The sequence below is a fragment of the Streptomyces cinnamoneus genome (assembly GCF_014650495.1).
Classification (GTDB): domain Bacteria; phylum Actinomycetota; class Actinomycetes; order Streptomycetales; family Streptomycetaceae; genus Streptomyces; species Streptomyces cinnamoneus.
Window position 1 is genome coordinate 1 of record NZ_BMVB01000041.1, and the last position, 19673, is coordinate 19673.

Annotated in this window: 16 protein-coding genes; 12 read left to right on the forward strand and 4 right to left on the reverse strand. The window is 72.0% G+C overall.

The genetic code is table 11. The features are described from left to right. Window positions 1–73: 73 nt before the first annotated feature. The gene (locus IE182_RS30270; RefSeq protein WP_190113186.1) at window positions 74–1666 is read right to left on the reverse strand and encodes an FAD-dependent monooxygenase; all 1593 of its coding nucleotides are present in this window, start codon (window positions 1664–1666) and stop codon (window positions 74–76) included. Window positions 1667–1734: 68 nt separating this feature from the next. On the opposite strand from IE182_RS30270, the gene IE182_RS30275 reads away from it, so the two are divergent. After that, window positions 1735–2436, forward strand: coding sequence for a TetR/AcrR family transcriptional regulator C-terminal domain-containing protein (locus IE182_RS30275; protein ID WP_190113187.1), 702 nt, complete (start codon window positions 1735–1737; stop codon window positions 2434–2436). Here the strand turns inward: IE182_RS30275 and IE182_RS30280 are convergent. Genes IE182_RS30280 through IE182_RS30290 form a run of 3 tightly spaced genes read right to left on the reverse strand, consistent with a single transcriptional unit; the run spans window position 2371 to window position 5974 of the window. After that, window positions 2371–3528 carry an acyltransferase family protein gene (locus IE182_RS30280; RefSeq protein WP_373303643.1) on the reverse strand — a complete coding sequence of 386 codons (1158 nt, stop codon included), beginning with the start codon at window positions 3526–3528 and terminating at the stop codon, window positions 2371–2373. The two genes, IE182_RS30275 and IE182_RS30280, sit on opposite strands and share 66 nt — an antisense overlap. Window positions 3529–3578: 50 nt before the next feature. Next, on the reverse strand, window positions 3579–4988 hold the full coding sequence (locus tag IE182_RS30285) for a polysialyltransferase family glycosyltransferase (RefSeq protein ID WP_190113188.1): 1410 nt from the start codon (window positions 4986–4988) through the stop codon (window positions 3579–3581). After that, complete coding sequence (locus tag IE182_RS30290) at window positions 4985–5974, reverse strand: glycosyltransferase family 2 protein (RefSeq protein WP_190113189.1); 990 nt, start codon at window positions 5972–5974, stop codon at window positions 4985–4987. Before IE182_RS30290 ends, IE182_RS30285 begins: the two co-directional genes overlap by 4 nt. A gap of 222 nt (window positions 5975–6196) precedes the next feature. On the opposite strand from IE182_RS30290, the gene IE182_RS30295 reads away from it, so the two are divergent. The 11 genes from IE182_RS30295 to IE182_RS30345 all read left to right on the forward strand — a co-directional run bounded on the left by IE182_RS30295 (window position 6197) and on the right by IE182_RS30345 (window position 19646). After that, entirely contained in the window at window positions 6197–7486 is a 1290-nt protein-coding gene (locus IE182_RS30295) for a DUF6716 putative glycosyltransferase (RefSeq protein ID WP_190113205.1), read from the forward strand. Window positions 7487–7500: 14 nt separating this feature from the next. Next, entirely contained in the window at window positions 7501–8883 is a 1383-nt protein-coding gene (locus tag IE182_RS30300) for an acylneuraminate cytidylyltransferase (RefSeq protein WP_190113190.1), read from the forward strand. Window positions 8884–8960: 77 nt separating this feature from the next. After that, window positions 8961–9899: an N-acetylneuraminate synthase family protein gene (locus IE182_RS30305; protein ID WP_190113191.1), complete on the forward strand. Its 939-nt coding sequence runs from the start codon at window positions 8961–8963 to the stop codon at window positions 9897–9899. Between the two features lie 11 nt (window positions 9900–9910). After that, complete coding sequence (locus tag IE182_RS30310) at window positions 9911–11161, forward strand: hypothetical protein (RefSeq protein WP_373303644.1); 1251 nt, start codon at window positions 9911–9913, stop codon at window positions 11159–11161. A 106-nt stretch (window positions 11162–11267) separates the two neighbouring features. Continuing rightward, a complete protein-coding gene (locus tag IE182_RS30315; RefSeq protein ID WP_190113207.1) occupies window positions 11268–12500 on the forward strand; it encodes an amidohydrolase in 1233 nt (410 codons plus the stop codon). Window positions 12501–12630: 130 nt separating this feature from the next. After that, window positions 12631–13662, forward strand: coding sequence for a BMP family lipoprotein (locus IE182_RS30320; RefSeq protein ID WP_190113192.1), 1032 nt, complete (start codon window positions 12631–12633; stop codon window positions 13660–13662). Between the two features lie 248 nt (window positions 13663–13910). After that, window positions 13911–15485: an ABC transporter ATP-binding protein gene (locus tag IE182_RS30325; RefSeq protein WP_190113193.1), complete on the forward strand. Its 1575-nt coding sequence runs from the start codon at window positions 13911–13913 to the stop codon at window positions 15483–15485. Beyond that, window positions 15482–16588 carry an ABC transporter permease gene (locus tag IE182_RS30330; protein WP_190113194.1) on the forward strand — a complete coding sequence of 369 codons (1107 nt, stop codon included), beginning with the start codon at window positions 15482–15484 and terminating at the stop codon, window positions 16586–16588. The genes IE182_RS30325 and IE182_RS30330 overlap by 4 nt, the downstream gene beginning before the upstream one ends. Then, complete coding sequence (locus IE182_RS30335) at window positions 16585–17874, forward strand: ABC transporter permease (protein WP_190113195.1); 1290 nt, start codon at window positions 16585–16587, stop codon at window positions 17872–17874. Before IE182_RS30330 ends, IE182_RS30335 begins: the two co-directional genes overlap by 4 nt. Continuing rightward, the gene (locus tag IE182_RS30340; protein WP_190113196.1) at window positions 17871–18266 is read left to right on the forward strand and encodes a cytidine deaminase; all 396 of its coding nucleotides are present in this window, start codon (window positions 17871–17873) and stop codon (window positions 18264–18266) included. The genes IE182_RS30335 and IE182_RS30340 overlap by 4 nt, the downstream gene beginning before the upstream one ends. Window positions 18267–18362: 96 nt before the next feature. Next, on the forward strand, window positions 18363–19646 hold the full coding sequence (locus IE182_RS30345) for a thymidine phosphorylase (protein WP_190113197.1): 1284 nt from the start codon (window positions 18363–18365) through the stop codon (window positions 19644–19646). Window positions 19647–19673: the final 27 nt, after the last annotated feature.

Here is a 19673-nt window from a genome sequence, read left to right on the forward strand (position 1 = left end):
CACCTCCACCACACCGGAGGTCTTCGCCATGAACAAGACCCACGACTGTCAACAACGCTCGTGATCAATACACCTAGCCGGTGACCGCCGCCAGATACGCGCTCACGTCCGCCGGGTCGCCGGTCGCCAGGCCGACGTACCCGTCGGGCCGTATCAGGAACAGCCCGCCGCCGTACGCGTCGTGGGCGTGGCCGTCCGGATCCCGCAGGTCGGGCGCCGGGCCCTCGACGCGGCACGTCCGCACCAGACCGCCGTCGACGGGCGGCAGCCCGCCCTCGTAGCCCACGGCCAGCAGCGTGAACTGCGGCCCGCGGAAGGCGTCGAAGAGCCGGACCGTGGCCCCCGCAGGGTCCTTGCACGGCGCGTCCGGCGCCCGGTCCCCGGCCCGCAGGGCACCCTCCGCAACCTCCCGGCGCAGCTCGCGGGTCAGCGGGCTGGTGGGGTAGCCGATGGTGAGCTGGTGCGTCTCGGGGCCCCGGCGGGGGCGGCCCTCCGTGCCGTCCCCGCCCTGGTCGCGGCGGTGGACGCGGGTGCTCAGGCCCAGCACGCCGGCCGCCACCTCGCGCCGCTCCGCGTCGTAGGTGTCGAGCAGGGCGTCCGGCGCGCTCCGGCGCAGCACCGCGTCGAGCTTCCAGCCCAGGTTGTAGGCGTCCTGCATGCTGGTGTTCAGGCCCTGGCCGCCCGCGGGGGAGTGGACGTGCGCCGCGTCCCCGGCGAGGAAGACACGGCCCTCGCGGAACCGCACCGCCATCGCGGCACGCGCCCGGAACGTCGAGGTCCACGTCACCGCGCCGACCCGCAGGTCCGTGCGCCCCGTCCGCTCCTCAAGCAGCCGCTGCAGCGCCTCGGAAGTGCCGTCCCGCTCCGCGTCCGGCTCCTGGCCTTCCTCGTCGAAACGGGCCATGAACTGGAACGTCTCCGCGCCCTCCAGGGGGCGCAGCATCAGCGTCCCGCCCGGCGCCGTGGGCCAGATGTGCCAGTGCGTGCGCTCGATCCCCTCCACGAAGGCGTCCGCCAGCAGGACGGGGCGGGGGTCGACGACCTCCCCCTCGAAGTCGATGCCCAGCGCCCGGCGCACGGTGCTGCGCCCGCCGTCGGTGCCGACCAGGTAGGCCGCCCGCAGCGTCTCCCGCCTGCCGTCCGCGCCCGTGAGGGTGGCGGTGACGCCGTCGGCGTCCTGCGCGAAGTCCGTCAGCTCGGTGTCGTAGTCGACATGACCGCCCAGCTCCGCCAGGCGCGCGCCGAGGATCTCGACCGTGCGCCACTGAGGCAGCATCAGGATCTCGCCGTACGGCACCGTGGGCGAGGGGGCGGCGCGCTCGACCAGCTCCCACTCCCCCAGGCGGGTGGCGCCGTCCCAGCTCATCATCGGCGGGCACGGCCCGCCCGCCTCCTGGAGGGCGGACAGCACGCCCAGGTCCTCGAAGACCTCAAGGCTGCGCGGCTGCAGGCCTGTTCCCCGTGAGCCCGGGAAGCCGCGGGACTCGCGGTCGACGATGCGGTGGCGGACGCCGCGCCGGGCGAGATCGATGGCCAGGACGAGCCCGGTGGGACCCGCGCCCACGATCAGCACTTCCGTGCCGGAGCCCCCGTCCGCCCCCCTGCCGCCCGTGTCGGTGCCGGTGCTGGTGCCAGTGGTCGTGCCGTTGTACGTGTCGATGTTCATGCGGCCCCCCTTAACGCTGTTAAGTGCATGGTGTTCAGCGTGGCCTGAACGCCGTTAAGCTGTCAAGCGTGGGAACTCGACTGGGGAGACTGGACCGTTCGCGGGTCGCCGACACCGCGCTCCAAGTGCTGAACGACGTGGGGCTCGAAGGGCTCGCCCTCCGGCGCATCGCCAACGAGCTGAACGTCCAGGCGCCGGCCCTGTACTGGCACTTCAAGAACAAGCAGGAACTGCTCGACGAGATGGCCACCGAGCTCATGCGGCGCATGCTCGAACCGCTGGAGGGCATCGAGGCCGCCACGTGGCAGGAGTACCTGGCCGCGTCCGCCCGCGTCACGCGCCGCACCCTGCTCGACTACCGCGACGGCGCGAAGGTCTTCAGCGGCACGCGCTTCACCGCGAACCACCACGCGATACCGCTGGAGCGGTTCCTGGAGGTGTGGACGGGCGAGGGCGCCTCCGTGCACAGCGGGGCCCGCGCCTGGTTCACCGCCCACACCTTCGCGGTCGGCTACGTCATCGAGGAGCAGTCCGTCTACCCGCTGCCCGGCGGCAGCCGCGACCCGGCGTACGAACCGGACGGCCGCGCCCACCGCATGGAGGGCTATCCCCTGGCCGGCCAGGCCGGCTGGGAGTTCTTCGGCGACCTCGACAAGGGCTTCGAGGAGAGCCTGGCCGCGATCGTCGCGGGCGTCGACGTGACGCTAATGCGGCCCGCCCGCCGCGCCCCGGCCCCCGACACCGGTGGAAGCGGCGCCACCGCCCAGTGACCTGCGCAGCACGGGCGTGAAGCGGCGCTCCACCCAGCGGTGGAGCGCCCAGGCCAGCGCCAGCATCACCAGCACCGTCAGGGCGAACGCCGCGTACGAGGGGATGCCGAGCCCCCGGTGCAGGGCGCCGATCACGACCCACCCCAGGTGCTCGTGCACGAGGTAGAAGGGGTACGTCAGCGCCCCCGCGAACGGCAGCCACCGCCAGTTCGCCCAGCCCGTCCGGCCCGTCGCCACCGCCGCCACGGCGGCGTAGCCCAGCGCGAGCACGGCGATGATGACGTACGGGGAGCGGTAGGAGAAGTAGTGCGGGTTCGGCGGGTGCCACAGCCCCGCCACCGCGTAGTGCTGGCCCAGCAGGAAGCTCACCGCCACGATGCCCCAGGCGAGAGCGTCGTTCCCGAAGCGGTGGACGAGGTACAGGCCGATGCCGCCGATGAAGAACGACGCGTACTCCGGCATGAACACCACCCGCAGGAACTCCACGTGCGACGCCGTGGTGATCACCGTCATCAGCGTCCACACCGCGCAGAACAGCACCACCCGCCGCCGCGTCGCCCCCGGCAGCACCACGCACAGCGCGAACAACGCGTAGAAGCGCACCTCCGCCCACAGCGTCCAGCACACCCCCAGCACCCGCTCCGCCCCGGCCGGCTGCTGCAGCATCGTCAGGTTGACGAGCGTGTCGCTCGCCGACACCGTCCGGTACGTCACCCACGGCAGTGCGAACACCAGCGTGACCAGCGCGATGGCGGCCCAGTAGGCGGGATAGAGGCGCGCGGCGCGGGAGGCGGCGAACGACCGCAGCGGACGGCCCCAGCCGCTCATGCAGATCACGAAGCCGCTGATGACGAAGAAGATCTGCACGCCCAGGCAGCCGTAGGCGAACGCCGCGGACAGGTGCGGGAACTCGTGCCGCGGCGAAGCACCCCACGCCCGGCTGACGTCGCCGTCCCGCCCGCCGTAGTGGTACGCCGCCACCATCAGCGCCGCCAGCAGCCGTAACCCGTCCAGGGCCCGCAGCCGCCCGCCCGATCCCTCCCGCGCCCGCCCGCCGCCGGGCTCCGGCAGCGACGCGCCGTCGCCGTTCACCCGTGTGGGAACGGCACCCCGCGCGGCCGCGGTGAGGCCCGCGCCGGGCCTCACCGCGCGCCGCCACGGCCGCGGGCCGGCACGCCCGGAGGGCGCCGGCCGGCCGTCCGCTGCCCGGGAAGGCGCACCGCCAGGCGCCTGTGCAGCGCCCGCGCCCGGCGGGCCACGCGGCGCACCGCGCGGCCCCGCGCCAGGAACCCCAGCTGGGCGGGGACCGCCCCGGGCAGGGCCAGCACGGTCAGCCGGCGGCGCTTGAAGTAGCGCCACGTGCGGGCGTCCAGGCGCGCGGCCAGGTAGCGTTCGGCAGCCGGGCGCAGCCCCGGGTTGACCTGGGGCTGCATCGCATAGCCGACGGCCGCGAGCAGCCCGCCCACGTGGTCCGGGTCGCCGGGCGGCCCGTCCGCCTCGGCGAGCCCGGGCAGCAGCGCGTCGACGAGCGTCACCGGCACGCGGTTGCTGTTCTGGTACGGGACCAGCCGCTCCAGCAGCAGATCCGTGCCGGCCCGGGCGACCGGCAGCCCGTAGAAGGTGCGCGCCGTCAGCAGCGCGGTGGAGAAGCAGGCCACGACGAGCGCGGGCCGCAGCCGCTGGTAGACCACCTCGGCCAGCACCGGCGTCCGCAGGACGGTCAGCGTCGCGCCGAGCCGGTCCGCCTCCTCCTCCAGCAGCTGCGACCAGCGGGCCGGCGCCGACGGATGGGGCTTGAAGACCAGCTCGCGATGGCCGCGCCCGACCGCGCCGCGCAGCATCCGCACGTGCAGCCGCTCCTCCTCCTCGGGCGTGAGGATGTCCAGCGCCGACAAGTACTGGCCGAGCAGCAGCGCCGCTCCCTCGGGGATGCGGGGCAGGGCCTCGCCGGCCGCGTCCGCCAGCTCGGCGAGCACCTTGGTGAACGCCACGCCCGGCACGACCTGCGCGGTGACCCCGAACTCCTGCAGCAGCAGCGGCTCCAGGCCGGGGACCAGGTCCAGGTGGAGCAGCCGGCGCACGCGCGTGCCGATCAGCGGGTCCAGCTTGCTGCGTGTGGGCCCGTAGCTCATCAGCCCGTCCGCGTAGACCTCCAGGGGCGCGTCGGGGAACAGCTGGGACAGGGCGAGGGCCGGGTTGACCTGGATGGACTCCAGGACGATCGTCACCTCGTCCTCCCCGAGGCCCCACAGCAGCCGCAGGTGCCGCTCCCACAGCGGCGCGTCGTCGGGGCGCGGGGACCAGCCGGTGGGGTGGAAGGGGCTGATGGTCTCGTTCCAGGACAGCACCCCGTCGAAGCGTGCGCGCAGCAGCCCGAAGCCGGGCATCTCGTCGAGGGCGGGGGTGGTCTCCGGGACGGCCGCGGTGTTGGCGACGAGCAGCAGCCTGCGGTCGGCCGCGGGCAGCAGCCCGGCGTCGATCGCAGCGGCCAGTGTGGCGGCCCCGTAGAGCGTCGAGGCGAGCAGGATCTGCGTGCTGCGGCGAGCGGTCATCGGACGGCCACCCCCGCCGCCGCGGGCCGCCCTGGCCGGCGGCGCAGCCTGCGCAGCCGGGCGGCGCGGTCCTCGTCCATCGCGTCCAGGGCGTCCTGGAGAAGGTCCCCGGGCAGCCGCCGGAGTGCCTCCGCACTTCTCGAACGCAATGTTCTGGCGACCGCGGGTTCGAATCGTTCGATGGATCCGAGATGGTGCGCCATGATGGCGCAATATGTCCGGACGGCCTTCGGCAGGAGATTTTCCGCGTCCGGATCGCACGCCGTTTCGTCAATTACTTGATCGAATGCACGGAGGAAATCCAGCTGCCGCACATCACCGATTTGGGTGAGTGACGTGGCGACCCCGCGGCGGTAAAAGACGCCGAGCAGTCCGACGGCGGCGAAGGAATCCGCCTCGCGGTGCAGCCGCCAGATCCACGGCCTGTCCTCGGCGGTGCGCAGCCCGTCCCGGAAGTGCAGCAGACCCCGCTCCAGCAGCCGGCGGTGGTAGACGCCGGCCCACGCGTACGGATAGTCCACGGACGTCGAACGGTCGGCCGGCAGGATCGCCTCGCGCGGCCGCACCACCTGCCCGCGCCGGCCGACCGGCACCCGGTGGACCGTCCGCACCCTCCCCGTGCACTGCACGTGATCGGTGCGGACGAAGTCCACGCCCAGCCCCTCGATCGCCGCCAGCAGCCGGGCGCAGTGGCCCGGCGCCAGCCAGTCGTCGCCGTCGAGGAACGTCACGTACTCCCCGCGCGCCACGTCCAGCCCGCTGTTGCGGGCGGTGGCCAGCCCCCCGTTCGCCGCACGGCGCACCAGCACCGCCCCCGGCACCTCGCGCCCGGCACGCTCCAGGAGGTCCGGCGTGCCGTCCGTCGAACAGTCGTCGACGAGAATGAATTCGAAGTCCTCACGCGCGTTCGCGCACAGGCTTCGCAAGGTGTCGGGCGCATATGTCTGCACGTTGAAGAACGGCACGACGACGGAGAGCTTGACCACGCGCGTGACGCTATGCGCCCCTCCGGCATTCGCCCTGACGCAGGGTGTAAGTGAAGGTGAACGAAGCACGGCGGATCGATGAACCGCCTTTCCCGTCAACCGATTCGCCGACCGTCGGTGAGCTGTTTACCGGATGTTGAAGTCCCGTTGGGCAGCCAAACGGAATGGATTTCTATCGTCGGCGACGTGCCATCACGTACCGAAACCCCACCGCGGGTCGCCGTGCTCGCGGACTCCGACACCCGGTGGAAGTGGGGGGCGCTCACCGCGCACCGGCTCGCCCCCGGCGGTCCCCTCGACGGCTACCTGCTGAGGGGACGTGCGACCCCCACGGTCCGCCAGCTCGCCGAGGTCGGCGTCCGCACGGACGCGCTGCGCGAGGTCACGGGCGCGCAGTTCGTCGCCACCGCCGGCCGGGAGCGGTACGACGTCGTCGTGCTCGCCTGCGTCGGGGGCGCGGTGCAGGCCGTACTGCACGGGCTCCGGCACGCCTGGGCCACCGCACCCGCCCGCCCCGTCGTCGTCACCGGCTACGTCGGCGTCGTGTACGAGAAGCTCGCCGACGGCCTGCTGCTGCGGCACGGCGCGGACGTCGTCCTCGCCAACTCCCGTGACGACGCCGAGCGTTTCCGCGCCGTGTACGCCGGAGCCGGCGCCCCGGACGACGGCGTCACCGAGTGCGCGCTGCCCTTCCTCGACGGCGAGCGGTACGCCGGGCCGTCCCCGGAACGGCCGTACACCGTGGTGTTCGCCGCCCAGCCGTCCGTGCCGGACGGCCGCGCCGACCGGCTCTACCTGCTCGAACGCGCGGCCCGCCACGCCCGTCTGCACCCCCGGCGCGAGGTCCTGGTCAAGCTCCGCAGCCGCCCCGGCGAGCACACCACGCACATCGAGGAACACCCGTACCAGAAGCTGACCGCCCGCGTCCCCGGCGGCCTGCCGCCCAACTGCCGCCTGGTGTACGGGCACATGGGCGAGGTCCTGGACCGTACCGACCTGCTGGTCACCGTCAGTTCCACCGCAGCCCTGGAATCCCTCCACCGCGCCGTGCCGACCGCCGTCCTGACCGACCTCGGCATCCGCGAGCCGCTCGGCAACCACCACTTCCTCGGCTCCGGCTGCCTGGCCTCCTGGGACGAGCTCGACGCCGGCCGCCTGCCCGAGCCCGACCCCCGCTGGACCGCCCGCCAGGGCGTCGCACCGGACGGCTCGTACGCGCACGCCTTCGACGCGGCACGCGAGCGCATCGCCGCCCTCGCCGCCCGCCCCGCCCTGCCCCCGCTCGCCCCCTACTACACCGCCCGCACCGCCCCCGGCTACCTCCCCGCGATCCTCGCCCGCCACGGCTTCGACCCCGAGGGCCGCCCCCTGCCCGGGCGCGCGACCCCCGCCCGCGAGGAGAACGCCCTGCGCCGCGCCACGCGCACCGCCCTGCGGGACGCGGCCCGTGGCGCGTACCGGCACGGCGTGCAGCGTGTGGCGCCCGTCATCCGCCGGCTGGGGGAGCTGTGACCCAGGAGGACACCATGTCCGTTCCACCGGCCGTCCTGGCCGTCATCCCCGCCCGCGGCGGCTCCAAGGGCGTGCCCTCCAAGAACCTCGCCGCCGTCGGTGGCGTCCCGCTCGTCGCCCGGGCGGTACGCGCCTGCCGCGCGGCACGGCTGGTCACGGACGTGGTCGTCTCGACGGACGACCCGGCGATCGCGGCGGCGGCCCGGAGCGCGGGGGCGGAGGTGGTGCAGCGGCCTGGGGCGATCGCGGGGGACACGGCGACGAGTGAGGCGGCGGTGCTGCATGCGATGGACGCGTACGAGGCGCGGGGCGACCGCCGGGTGGGCACGGTTTTGTTGGTGCAGTGCACCAGTCCGTTTCTCACGGCGGGGGATGTGGACGGGGTGGCCGCGGCGGTCGTGGAGGGTGGGGCGGACAGTGCGCTGACCGTTGCCCCGTTCCACGGCTTCGTGTGGCGGGAGGAGGCGGCGGGGGCCGAGGCCGCCTGCGACGGGATTCCCCAGCCCCGCCCTTCCCCCGTTCCCCGGGGCTCCGCCCCGGACCCCGCTCCTCGAACGCCGGAGGGGCTGGGATGTGCGGCGGGCTCCGCCCCGGACCCCGCTCCTCGAACGCCGGAGGGGCTGGGATGTGCGGGCGGGACCGGGGTCAACCACGACACCGCCCACCGCCCCCGCCGCCAGGACCGCCCCCAGGACCTCCTGGAGACCGGCGCCGCCTACGCCATGGAAGCCACCGGCTTCCGCACCACCCGCCACCGCTTCTTCGGCCGCACCCAGCTCGTCCACACCGACGCCGCCCGCGTCCTGGAGATCGACGACCCGCACGACCTCGCCCGCGCCCGCGCACTCGCGCCCCTGCTCGACGCCGAGCCCGCCGCCCTGCCCGCGCGGCAGGACGTCGACGCCGTCGTCCTGGACTTCGACGGCACCCAGACCGACGACCGCGTCCTCATCGACGCCGAAGGGCGCGAACTCGTGGCCGTGCACCGCGGCGACGGGCTCGGCGTCGCCGCGCTGCGCCGGGCCGGACTGGAGCTGCTGATCCTCTCCACCGAGACCAACCCCGTGGTCGCCGCCCGGGGCCGCAAGCTCGGCGTGCCCGTGATCCACGGCAGCGAGCGCAAGGACCTCGCGCTCAAACGGTGGTGCGAGGAACGCGGCATCGCCCCCGAACGGGTGCTCTACGCCGGTAACGACGTCAACGACCTGTCCTGCTTCGGCCTCGTCGGCTGGCCCGTGGCCGTCGCCGACGCCCACGGCCCGGTGCGCGCCGCCGCCCGGGCCGTGACCGCCACGCCCGGCGGCAGCGGTGCCGTCCGCGAGATCGCCGGCTGGCTCCTCGGCGCGGCCCTCGACGGCGGCCTCCCCACCGCCCCCGGCCCGCGCCGCGCCCCGTGAGACACCGGCCGGGCCCTCCCGCTCGTCCCGTCCCGCCCGCCCCCGTCCCTCCCCTCCCGCGAAGGAACAGCCTCCTCATGACCTCCGCCCCGCGCAGCGTCACCCGCACCCGCGTCCTCGGCAACCGCCCCGTGGGCCCCGGCCACCCCGTCTACATCACCGGTGAGATCGGCATCAACCACAACGGCGACCTCGACCACGCCCTCGCCCTGATCGACGCCGCCGCCGACGCCGGCTGCGACGCCGTGAAGTTCCAGAAGCGCACCCCCGAGGTCTGCACGCCGCGTGACCAGTGGCAGCTCGAACGCGACACGCCCTGGGGCCGGATGACGTACATCGACTACCGCCACCGCGTCGAGTTCGGCGAGGAGGAGTACCGCGCGATCGACGAACACTGCCGCACCCGCGACATCGCCTGGTTCGCCTCCCCCTGGGACACCGGGTCCGTCGCCTTCCTGGAGAAGTTCGACGTCCCCGCGCACAAGGTCGCCTCGGCCTCCCTCACCGACGACGAGCTGCTGCGCGCGCTGCGCGCCACCGGCCGCACCATCGTCCTCTCCACCGGCATGTCCACCCCGCGGCAGATCCGGCACGCGGTCGAGGTGCTCGGCAGCGACAACATCGTGCTCTGCCACGCCACCTCCACCTACCCGGCCAGGGCCGCCGAGCTCAACCTCCGCGTGATCAACACCCTCATGGCCGAGTACCCCAACGTCCCCATCGGTTACTCCGGCCACGAGACGGGCCTGCAGACCACCCTCGCCGCCGTCGCCCTGGGGGCCTCCTTCGTCGAGCGCCACATCACCCTCGACCGTGCCATGTGGGGCTCCGACCAGGCCGCTTCCGTCGAACCCGGCGGACTCCAGCGGCTCGTGCGCGACATCCGCGTCGTCGAGGAGTCGCTGGGCGACGGCATCAAGCGGGTGTACGACAGCGAGCTGGGCCCGATGCGGAAGCTGCGCCGCGTGGCGGGGGTCGTCGCCGAGGCCGGCGACCGCGAACCCGTCGCGGTCTGACGGGCCGCGCGGTGACCACCCCCGAGGGGCCGGTCCCCGGCCCGCCCCCGGAGGCGGCGGGTGCTCCCGCCCGCCGCCTCCGGGGCGCGAAGGAAGCGCCGGCCCCCACGCTGGCCTTCGTCGAGAGCCCGGTGCAGCTGCTGAACGTCCTCGAATGGGCGTACTGCACCGCCCGCCGCGACGCCCCCGCGTCCGCTCCGCGCGCCGAGGCGCCCCCGCTGTGCGACGGAGTGCCCCGCCAGCCGGAACGCCGGGACATCACCCCGCTCGCCGGCGACCTGCTCGTCGTCGTCCTGGCCCCCCGTGACCCCATGACCCGCGGCCAGCTGCGCCGGATGGCCGAACTGGCCCGCGACCAGGGGCACCGGCTGCGCTGGGAGGAGGCCCGGGGCGGCCCCGGGGCGCCGCTCCACACCGTCGGCTCGCTCGCCGGCCCGCTGCGCAGGGCCCGGCGCGTGGTCATCGGCGATCCGTTCTCGCGTTACGTGCAGCTGCTGCTCACCATCACCCGCGCCCGCGAACTCGTCGTCGTGGACGACGGCACCGCGACCATGGAGTTCGTCTCCCAACTGGCCCGGGGCGAACGGCTCGTGCGGTGGCACCGCCAGACGGACCGCGCACGACCCGGGGCGCGTGATCTCGTCTTCGCGCCGGTATCCGCATCAGTGCGCCGCAAGTTCACGCCGAACGAGCGCCGTGCGGTGGAGGTCTTCACCTCCATGCCCGTCGAACCGCCACCCGGAGTGACGGTCACGGCCAACGACTTCGCCTGGACCCGCGCCACGTACGGCCCGCCCCGCCTCACCCGTGGCACCGACCTCGTGGGCACCTCGCTCGTCGAGACCGGGGTGGTCGATCCCGAGCGCTATCTGGACGCCGTCGCCGCCCTCGCCCTGGCCCACGGCGCCACCCGCTACTTCGCCCACCGCCGTGAGGGCGCCGACAAGCTGCACCGCATAGCGGCCCGGCTGGGCCTGCAGGTCGTCCGGCCCGAGCTGCCGCTGGAGCTGGTCGCCCGGCGCGGCCCCACCGGCCGTACGGTCCTGAGCTTCCCCTCCACCGTCGTGCACACCCTGCCGCTGGCCCTCGCGGGCACAGGGGTGAGCGTAGCGGTCTGCGACATCGACCCCAGCTGGCTCACCGAGCACGCCTCGCCCCGTGCCGAGGGCTTCCTGGCCGGGGTCACCGGCACCGCGCGCGAAGTACGGCGGCTGCCGCACGTGCCCGTTCCGGCGGGGCGTGTCGCCGAAGGTACGCCGTAAATACGGGTCATACCCCTCTGCCGACCCATCCATGCGGCTGAACTTTTCTTGATTGAAGGACAGTTGCCCCATCCGGGGCTCTACCCTTCGCAGGGTGAACCATCTGATGCCCTGCGAAGCCGACTCCGAAACCGTCGAAGGTGAACTGCCCGGCGTGCTCCCCTCCGGACTGCGTGCCGAACTCATCGCGTTCCGGCGGGACTTGCACATGCACCCCGAGCTGGGCAACCGCGAGTTCCGTACCACCGCGGCGGTACGGGCGAGGCTGGAGAAGGCCGGGCTCAGACCGCGCACGCTCGCCGGGGGCACGGGGCTGGTCTGCGACATCGGCCGGGACGGCGCGTCGTACGCCTCCGCCGGCCGCCCGGTGCTCGCCCTGCGCGCCGACCTCGACGCGCTGCCCATCCCGGACACCAAGACCGTCCCGTACCGCTCGACGATCCCCAAGATGGCCCACGCCTGCGGCCACGACGTGCACACCACCGTCGTCCTGGGCGCCGGCCTCGTCCTCGCCGACCTGGCCGAGCAGGGGCTGCTGCCCAACCCCGTGCGGCTGATCTTCCAGCCCGCCGAGGAGGTGCTGCCCGGCGGCGCCCTGGACGCCATCGAGTGCGGGGCGCTGGACGGGGTCGGCCGGATCCTGGCCGTGCACTGCGACCCCAAGGTCGAGGTCGGCAAGATCGGGCTGCGTACCGGAGCCATCACCTCCGCCTGTGACCGGCTGGAGGTCAGCCTCGCCGGCGCCGGCGGCCACACCGCCCGTCCGCACCTGACCACCGACCTGGTGACCGCCGTCGCCCGGGTCGCCACGGACGTCCCCGCGCTGATCGCCCGGCGCGCCGACGCCCGCTCGGGGCTCTCGGTCACCTGGGGACGGCTGGAAACCGGCCACGCCTGCAACGTGATCCCGCAGCACGCCGAGCTCGCCGGCACCGTCCGCTGCCTGGACCTGCACACCTGGCGCGAGGCCCCCGACCTGGTGCACGCCGCGGTCGACGAGATCGCTACGCTGCACCGGGCCAAATCGGAGATCAACTACATCCGGGGCGTGCCCCCCGTGGTCAACGATCCCGAGGTCACGGGGCTGCTGCGGCGGGCCATGGCGACGCGGCGCGGGCGGTACGCGGTGGAGGACACCGAGCAGAGCCTGGGTGGCGAAGACTATTCGTGGTACCTGGAGCACGTCCCCGGGGCGATGGCCCGGTTGGGCGTCCGCCCGGTGGGTGATAACACCCGCCGTGACCTGCATTGCGGCGATTTCGACGTCGACGAGCACGCGATCGAGGTGGGGGTGGAGCTCTTCACGGCCGCGGCTCTGCTGGACGGCAACCGAATGTAGACGGTTTGGTCAAGACTGGTTCGCGACGATCCGATAACGGCTTTCAGGTACCCCTTTTATCTGCATCTACGCGCGTTACGATTCCCGCGAACCAGCGCCAATGGAGGCGCTTCGAGTGAAGGGGCCCCTCGTGCGCCGGGTATCCACTATCGCTGTCGCGGGCATCACCACCGCGGCTCTTGCATTCACTCTCACCGCCTGCGGTGAGTCCTCGACCGAGTCCGGTGGCGGCAAGGGCAAGGGCGCCGGCCTGGCGTTCGACGTCGGCGGCCGTGACGACCACTCCTTCAACGAGTCCGCCGCCCGTGGCGCGGACAAGGCGGAGAAGGAGCTGGGCATCAGCACCAAGATGATGACCGCCAAGAACGGCGAGACCGAGGCCGACCGCGAGCAGCGCCTGAACTCGCTGGCCGAGGCGGGTTACAACCCGGTCATCGGCGTCGGCTTCAGCTACGCCAAGTCGATCGAGAAGGTCGCCAAGGACTACCCCAAGACCACCTTCGCGGTCGTCGACTCGGTTGTCCCGGGCAACAATGTCGACAGCATCACCTTCGGTGAGCACGAGGGCTCCTACCTCGCCGGCGTCGCCGCCGCGCTGAAGTCCAAGAGCAAGAAGGTCGGCTTCATCGGTGGCGTGAACAACGCCCTGATCCAGAAGTTCCAGGCCGGCTTCGAGCAGGGCGCGAAGGACACCGACTCCAAGGTCGAGGTCACGTCGCAGTACCTGTACCCGAACAACGACAAGGGCTTCAACGACCCGGCGGCCGCCAAGGAGAAGGCCAAGGGCATGCTCGACTCGGGCGTCGACGTGATCTACACCGCGGCCGGCCTCTCCGGCAACGGTTCGATCGAGGCCATCGCCGCCCAGAAGGGCGCCTGGGCGATCGGCGTCGACTCCGACCAGTACCAGCAGCCGGGTCTGGACAAGTACAAGGCCGCCATCCTCACCTCCGTGGTGAAGAACGTGGACGTGTCGGTCTTCGACCTCATCAAGAGCGTCAAGGACGGGAAGCCGCTCACGGGCCCGCACGCCTACCTGCTGAAGGACGGCGGCGTGTCGCTGGCCACCTCCGGCGGTCAGATCGACGACATCAAGGAGCAGCTGGACGCTGCCAAGAAGAAGATCGTCGACGGCCAGGTCAAGGTCCGCACCGCCCCGTGATCGTGGGCCGGCAGTGACCGGCCTGTAAGGACTGCGGGCCCGGCAGCGGGGGTTACTCCTCGCCGCCGGGCCCGCACATACGAGTCAACGCTACGCGCGTAGCACCCCGTTGACACGTGTAGCCTCGCCCCCGCCCAGCAGGCCCCGCCGTTCCCCCGCATGGCCGAGCCGACTTCTTCGCTCCCTTTCCCCGAGGAGAGTGCGCCATCAAAGCGTCCACCACAGAAACCAGCAGTACCGCCCCGGCGGTGGAACTCGCGGGTATCACCAAGCGGTTCCCCGGCGTCGTGGCCAACCACGACATCCACCTCACGGTCCGCCGCGGCACCGTTCACGCCCTGTGCGGCGAGAACGGCGCCGGCAAGTCGACCCTGATGAAGATCCTCTACGGCATGCAGAAGCCGGACGAGGGCACCATCACCCTGAACGGCGAGCAGGTCACCCTGAACACGCCCGCCGACGCCATCGCGCGCGGCATCGGCATGGTGCACCAGCACTTCATGCTGGCCGACAACCTCACCGTCCTGGAGAACGTCGTCCTCGGCGCCGAGAAGCTCCACGGCATCGGGAACAAGGCCCGCGCGAAGATCAAGGAGATCTCCGACGCCTACGGCCTGGGTGTGCGCCCGGACGTCCTCGTGGAGGACCTCGGCGTCGCCGACCGCCAGCGCGTGGAGATCCTCAAGGTCCTCTACCGCGGTGCCCGCACGCTGATCCTCGACGAGCCGACGGCCGTCCTGGTCCCGCAGGAGGTCGACGCGCTGTTCGACAACCTGCGCGAGCTCAAGTCCGAGGGCCTGACGGTCATCTTCATCTCGCACAAGCTGGGCGAGGTGCTCTCCGTCGCGGACGACATCACCGTCATCCGCCGCGGCACCACCGTCGGCACCGCGATCCCCAGCCAGACCACGCCCAAGCAGCTGGCCGAGCTGATGGTCGGCGAGGAGCTGCCCTCGCCGGAGACCCGCGAGTCCACGGTCACCGACACGCCGATGCTCACCGTCGACGGCCTGCACCTGTCGGCCACCGACTCCGACGGCGTCGTGCGCGCGGTGCTGGACGGCATCACCTTCACCATCCACAAGGGCGAGGTCCTCGGCCTCGCGGGCGTGGAGGGCAACGGCCAGGCCGAGCTCGTCGAGGCCATCATGGGCATGCGCCACCCGGACGGCGGCGTCGTCACCCTCGACGGTGCCGACATCACCCAGGCCCCGACGCGCAAGCGCCGTGAGGGCGGCATCGGGTACATCCCCGAGGACCGCCACCGCCACGGCCTGCTGCTGGAGGCGCCGCTGTGGGAGAACCGCATCCTCGGCCACGTCACCGAGAAGCCCAACAGCAAGAAGGGCCTCATCGACATCAAGGCCGCCCGCGCCGACACCGAGCGGATCGTCCGCGAGTACGACGTGCGCACCCCGGGCATCGAGGTCACCGCGGCCTCGCTCTCCGGCGGCAACCAGCAGAAGCTGATCGTCGGCCGTGAGATGAGCCACCTGCCCAAGCTGCTCATCGCCGCCCACCCCACCCGTGGCGTGGACGTCGGTGCGCAGGCGCAGATCTGGGACCAGATCCGCGAGGCGCGCCGCGAGGGCCTGGCGGTCCTGCTGATCTCAGCCGACCTGGACGAGCTGATCGGGCTCTCCGACACCCTGCGGGTGATGTTCCGCGGCCGCCTGGTCGCCGACGCCGACCCCGCGACGATCACCCCGGAGGAGCTGGGCTCGGCCATGACCGGCGCCGCCTCCGGACACCTTGAGCACACCGAAGAGTCCTCGGAGACCACCGAGGAGAACGAGAACCAGGAAGGCGGTGACACGAAGTGAAGAAGCTCGACAAGAACAAGCTGATCCTGGGGATCGCCGCCCCGGTCCTGGCGATCGTCACCGCACTGGTCATCACCTCGGTCATCATCGCGGCCACCGGCAAGGACCCGTTCCACGCCTATGAGGTCATGGTCGACTTCGGCTCCAAGGCCGACAGCCAGGTCTGGATCATCAACAAGGCGACGCCGTACTACCTGTCCGCGCTGGCGGTGGCCATCGGCTTCCGGATGAACCTGTTCAACATCGGCGTCGACGGCCAGTACCGCATCGCGGCGTTCTTCGCCGCGGTCGTCGGTGGCGCGCTGACGCTGCCGGGCATCATCGAGATCCCGATGATCATCGTCATCGCGATGATCATCGGTGCGATGTGGGCCGGCATCGCCGGCGTGCTGAAGACCACCCGTGGCGTCAGCGAGGTGATCAGCACCATCATGCTGAACGCCATCGGCGCCTCGGTCATCGGCTACTTCCTGCAGGACGGCCGGCTGGCGGAGAAGGAGGGCAACCTGATCCACACGCCCTACCTGCCCGACTCCGCGCACTTCTTCGAGATCCCGACCACGCCCAAGCCCATCTACGGCTTCGTGGTGGTCGCGGCCATCGCCGGTCTCGCCTACTGGTTCGTGCTGAATCGTTCCCGCTTCGGCTTCGACCTGCGCACCGTGGGCCGGTCCGAGTCCGCGGCGCAGGCCAGCGGCGTCAACGTCAAGCGCATGGTGATCACCTCCATGCTGCTCTCCGGCGCCATGGCCGGTCTGGTCGGCATGCCGACCCTGCTCGGCGTCTCGTACAACTACGGCACCGACTTCCCCACCGGCATCGGTTTCACCGGTATCGCCATCGCGCTGCTCGGCCGCAACAACCCCATCGGCATGGCCCTCGCGGCCCTGCTCTGGGGCTTCCTTGAGCGCACCGGCACCCAGCTCGAATTCGAGGGCTACGCCCAGGAGATCGTCGGCGTGATCCAGGGCGTCATCGTCCTGTGCGTCGTCATCGCCTACGAGATCGTGCGCCGGTACGGACTCAAGGTCCAGCAGCGCAAGGTCGGCGAGGAGCTCGCCGCCCAGGCCCGTAAGAGCGACAAGGCGGAGGCTTCCGCATGAGTACGACCTTCACCTCCTCGCTCGCCGAGCGGCTGAGCGGCAAGAACAAGGACAACGGAAAGCGCAGGCTCTCCGCCCCCGTGATCATGCTCGGCATCGCCGGTGCGCTGATCCTGCTGGCCGCGCTGCGCGTCATCACGGGCGCGGACGACCTGACCTCCTCCGGTCAGTTCAGCGGTGCGCTCGGCGCGGCCGTGCCCATCGGCCTCGCGGGCCTCGGCGGCCTGTGGTCCGAGCGGGCCGGTGTCGTCAACATCGGCCTCGAAGGCATGATGATGCTCGGCAGCTTCAGCGCCGGCATGGTCGGCTGGCAGCACGGCCCCTGGGCCGCCGCGGCCGCCGGCATCGTCGGCGGTGCGCTCGGCGGTCTCATCCACGCCGTCGCCACCGTCACCTTCAACGTGGACCACATCATCTCCGGTGTGGCCATCAACATCCTGTCGCTGGGCGTCACCCAGTACCTGGCCAAGCTGTGGTTCGGTGCCGAGGGCAGCGCGGCCCAGCAGGCGGGCGGCAACGACAAGCAGTCGCCCGTCATGGAGAACATGGGCACCTTCTCGATCCCCGGCCTGTCCGACTGGCTGACCTCGATCGAGAAGCACCACTGGTTCCTCGTCTCCGACCTCGCCGGCATCCTCGACGGCCTGGTCTCCGAGGTCTCCTGGCTGACGATCGTCGCGGCGCTGCTCTTCGTCGGCACGTTCTTCGTGCTGTGGCGCACCGCCTTCGGTCTGCGCCTGCGTTCCTGCGGTGAGAGCCCGGTGGCGGCCGAGTCCCTCGGCGTCAACGTCTACACCTACAAGTACGCGGCCGTGGTCGTCTCCGGTGCCCTCGCGGGCCTCGGCGGCGCGTTCCTCGCCATCGGCACGCACATGTACTCCGACGGTCAGACCGGCGGCCGCGGCTACATCGGTCTCGCCACGATGATCTTCGGTAACTGGCGGCCGGGCGGCGTCGCCATGGGCGCCGGCCTGTTCGGCTTCATGGACAGCCTCCAGCTGCGCTCCGGCGGCCCGACCGTCCACGCGCTGCTGCTGCTCGTCGCGGTGCTGCTGGTCGGCCTGGTCCTCTGGCAGCTGAAGAAGGGCAAGAGCAAGCAGGCGATCGCGAGCGCGGTCATCGTCGCCGTGCTGGTCGTCTGGTACGTCCTCACCACGACCGTGCCGCTGGAGTTCGTCGACGCCACGCCGTACGTCGCGACCCTGCTGGTGCTGTCGCTCTCCGCACAGCGCCTGCGGCCGCCCAAGGCCGACGGCCAGCCCTACCGGAAGGGCCAGGGCAAGTGACCGACTCCCCTGACTGGGAGGCACTGCGCGCGCAGGCCCGGGACGCCATGTCCCGGGCCTACGCCCCGTACTCCGGCTTCCCCGTCGGCTCGGCGGCCCTGGTCGACGACGGCCGCGTCGTCACCGGCTGCAACGTGGAGAACGCCGCCTACGGCGTCGCCCTGTGCGCCGAGTGCGGCATGGTCTCCGAGCTGATCGCCACGGGCGGCGGCCGCCTGACGCACTTCACCTGCTGCGACCGCCACGGCAACATCCTGATGCCGTGCGGCCGGTGCCGCCAGCTGCTCTGGGAGCACGGCGGCCCCGAGCTGGAGGTGGACACGACGAAGGGCATCCGCCCGCTCGCGGAGCTGCTGCCCGACGCGTTTGGGCCCGCTGACCTCGATCGTTGAAGATGTACCCAAGCGCCGGACGGGCTGAACTTTCAGCCCGTCCGGGTCACTTTCCGGCCCCGGAAAGACCTGAGGACTACGAACCCAAAGGAAAATGTGCTGATGGACGCCATTTCCGTTATCCGCACCAAGCGCGACCGCGGCCGTCTGACCGACGAGCAGATCGACTGGATGATCGACGCGTACACGCGCGGTGAGGTCGCCGACGAGCAGATGTCCTCGCTCGCCATGGCCATCCTGCTCAACGGCATGGACCGCGCGGAGATCGCCCGCTGGACCGCCGCGATGATCAAGTCCGGCGAGCGCATGGACTTCTCGTCCCTGCCCATGCCGACCTCGGACAAGCACTCCACCGGCGGCGTCGGCGACAAGATCACCCTCCCGCTGGCCCCGCTCGTCGCCGCCTGCGGCGCCGCGGTGCCGCAGCTCTCCGGCCGCGGCCTCGGCCACACCGGCGGCACCCTCGACAAGCTGGAGTCCATCCCCGGCTGGCGGGCCCTGCTCTCCAACGACGAGATGATGGACGTCCTGCGCAACGTCGGCTCCGTCATCTGCGCCGCCGGCGACGGCCTGGCCCCGGCGGACAAGAAGCTCTACGCGCTGCGCGACGTGACGGGCACGGTGGAGGCGATCCCGCTGATCGCCAGCTCCATCATGTCCAAGAAGATCGCCGAGGGCACCGGCTCCCTCGTCCTCGACGTGAAGGTCGGCTCCGGCGCCTTCATGAAGAACATCGAGGACGCGCGCGAGCTGGCGTCCACGATGGTGGGCCTGGGCACCGACCACGGCGTCAAGACCGTGGCCCTGCTGACCGACATGTCCACCCCGCTCGGCCTCACCGCGGGCAACGCCCTTGAGGTCCGCGAGTCGGTGGAGGTCCTGGCGGGCGGCGGCCCGGCGGACGTCGTCGAGCTGACGCTGGCCCTGGCCCGCGAGATGCTCACCGCGGCGGGCCTGCCCGACGCGGACCCGGAGAAGGCCCTGCGGGACGGCTCGGCCATGGACCACTGGCGTCGCATGATCATCGCCCAGGGCGGTGACCCGGACGCCGTTCTGCCGGTGGCCCGCGAGCAGCACGTGGTGACGGCCACCGAGTCCGGTGTGCTGACGAAGCTCGACGCGTACGCGGTGGGCGTCTCGGCGTGGCGTCTCGGCGCCGGCCGCGCCCGCAAGGAGGACCCGGTGCAGGCCGGTGCGGGCATCGAGATGCACGCCAAGCCGGGCGACACCGTCACGGCGGGCCAGCCGCTGATGACGCTGCACACGGACACGCCGGAGAAGTTCGAGTACGCGCTTGCCGCGCTCGACGGCGGCGTGGAGATCGCGGCGGCGGGCACGGAGTTCAAGGCGAACCCGATCGTTCTGGACCGCATTGCGTGACGTGACGCGTAGCGGTTGACGCGTAGC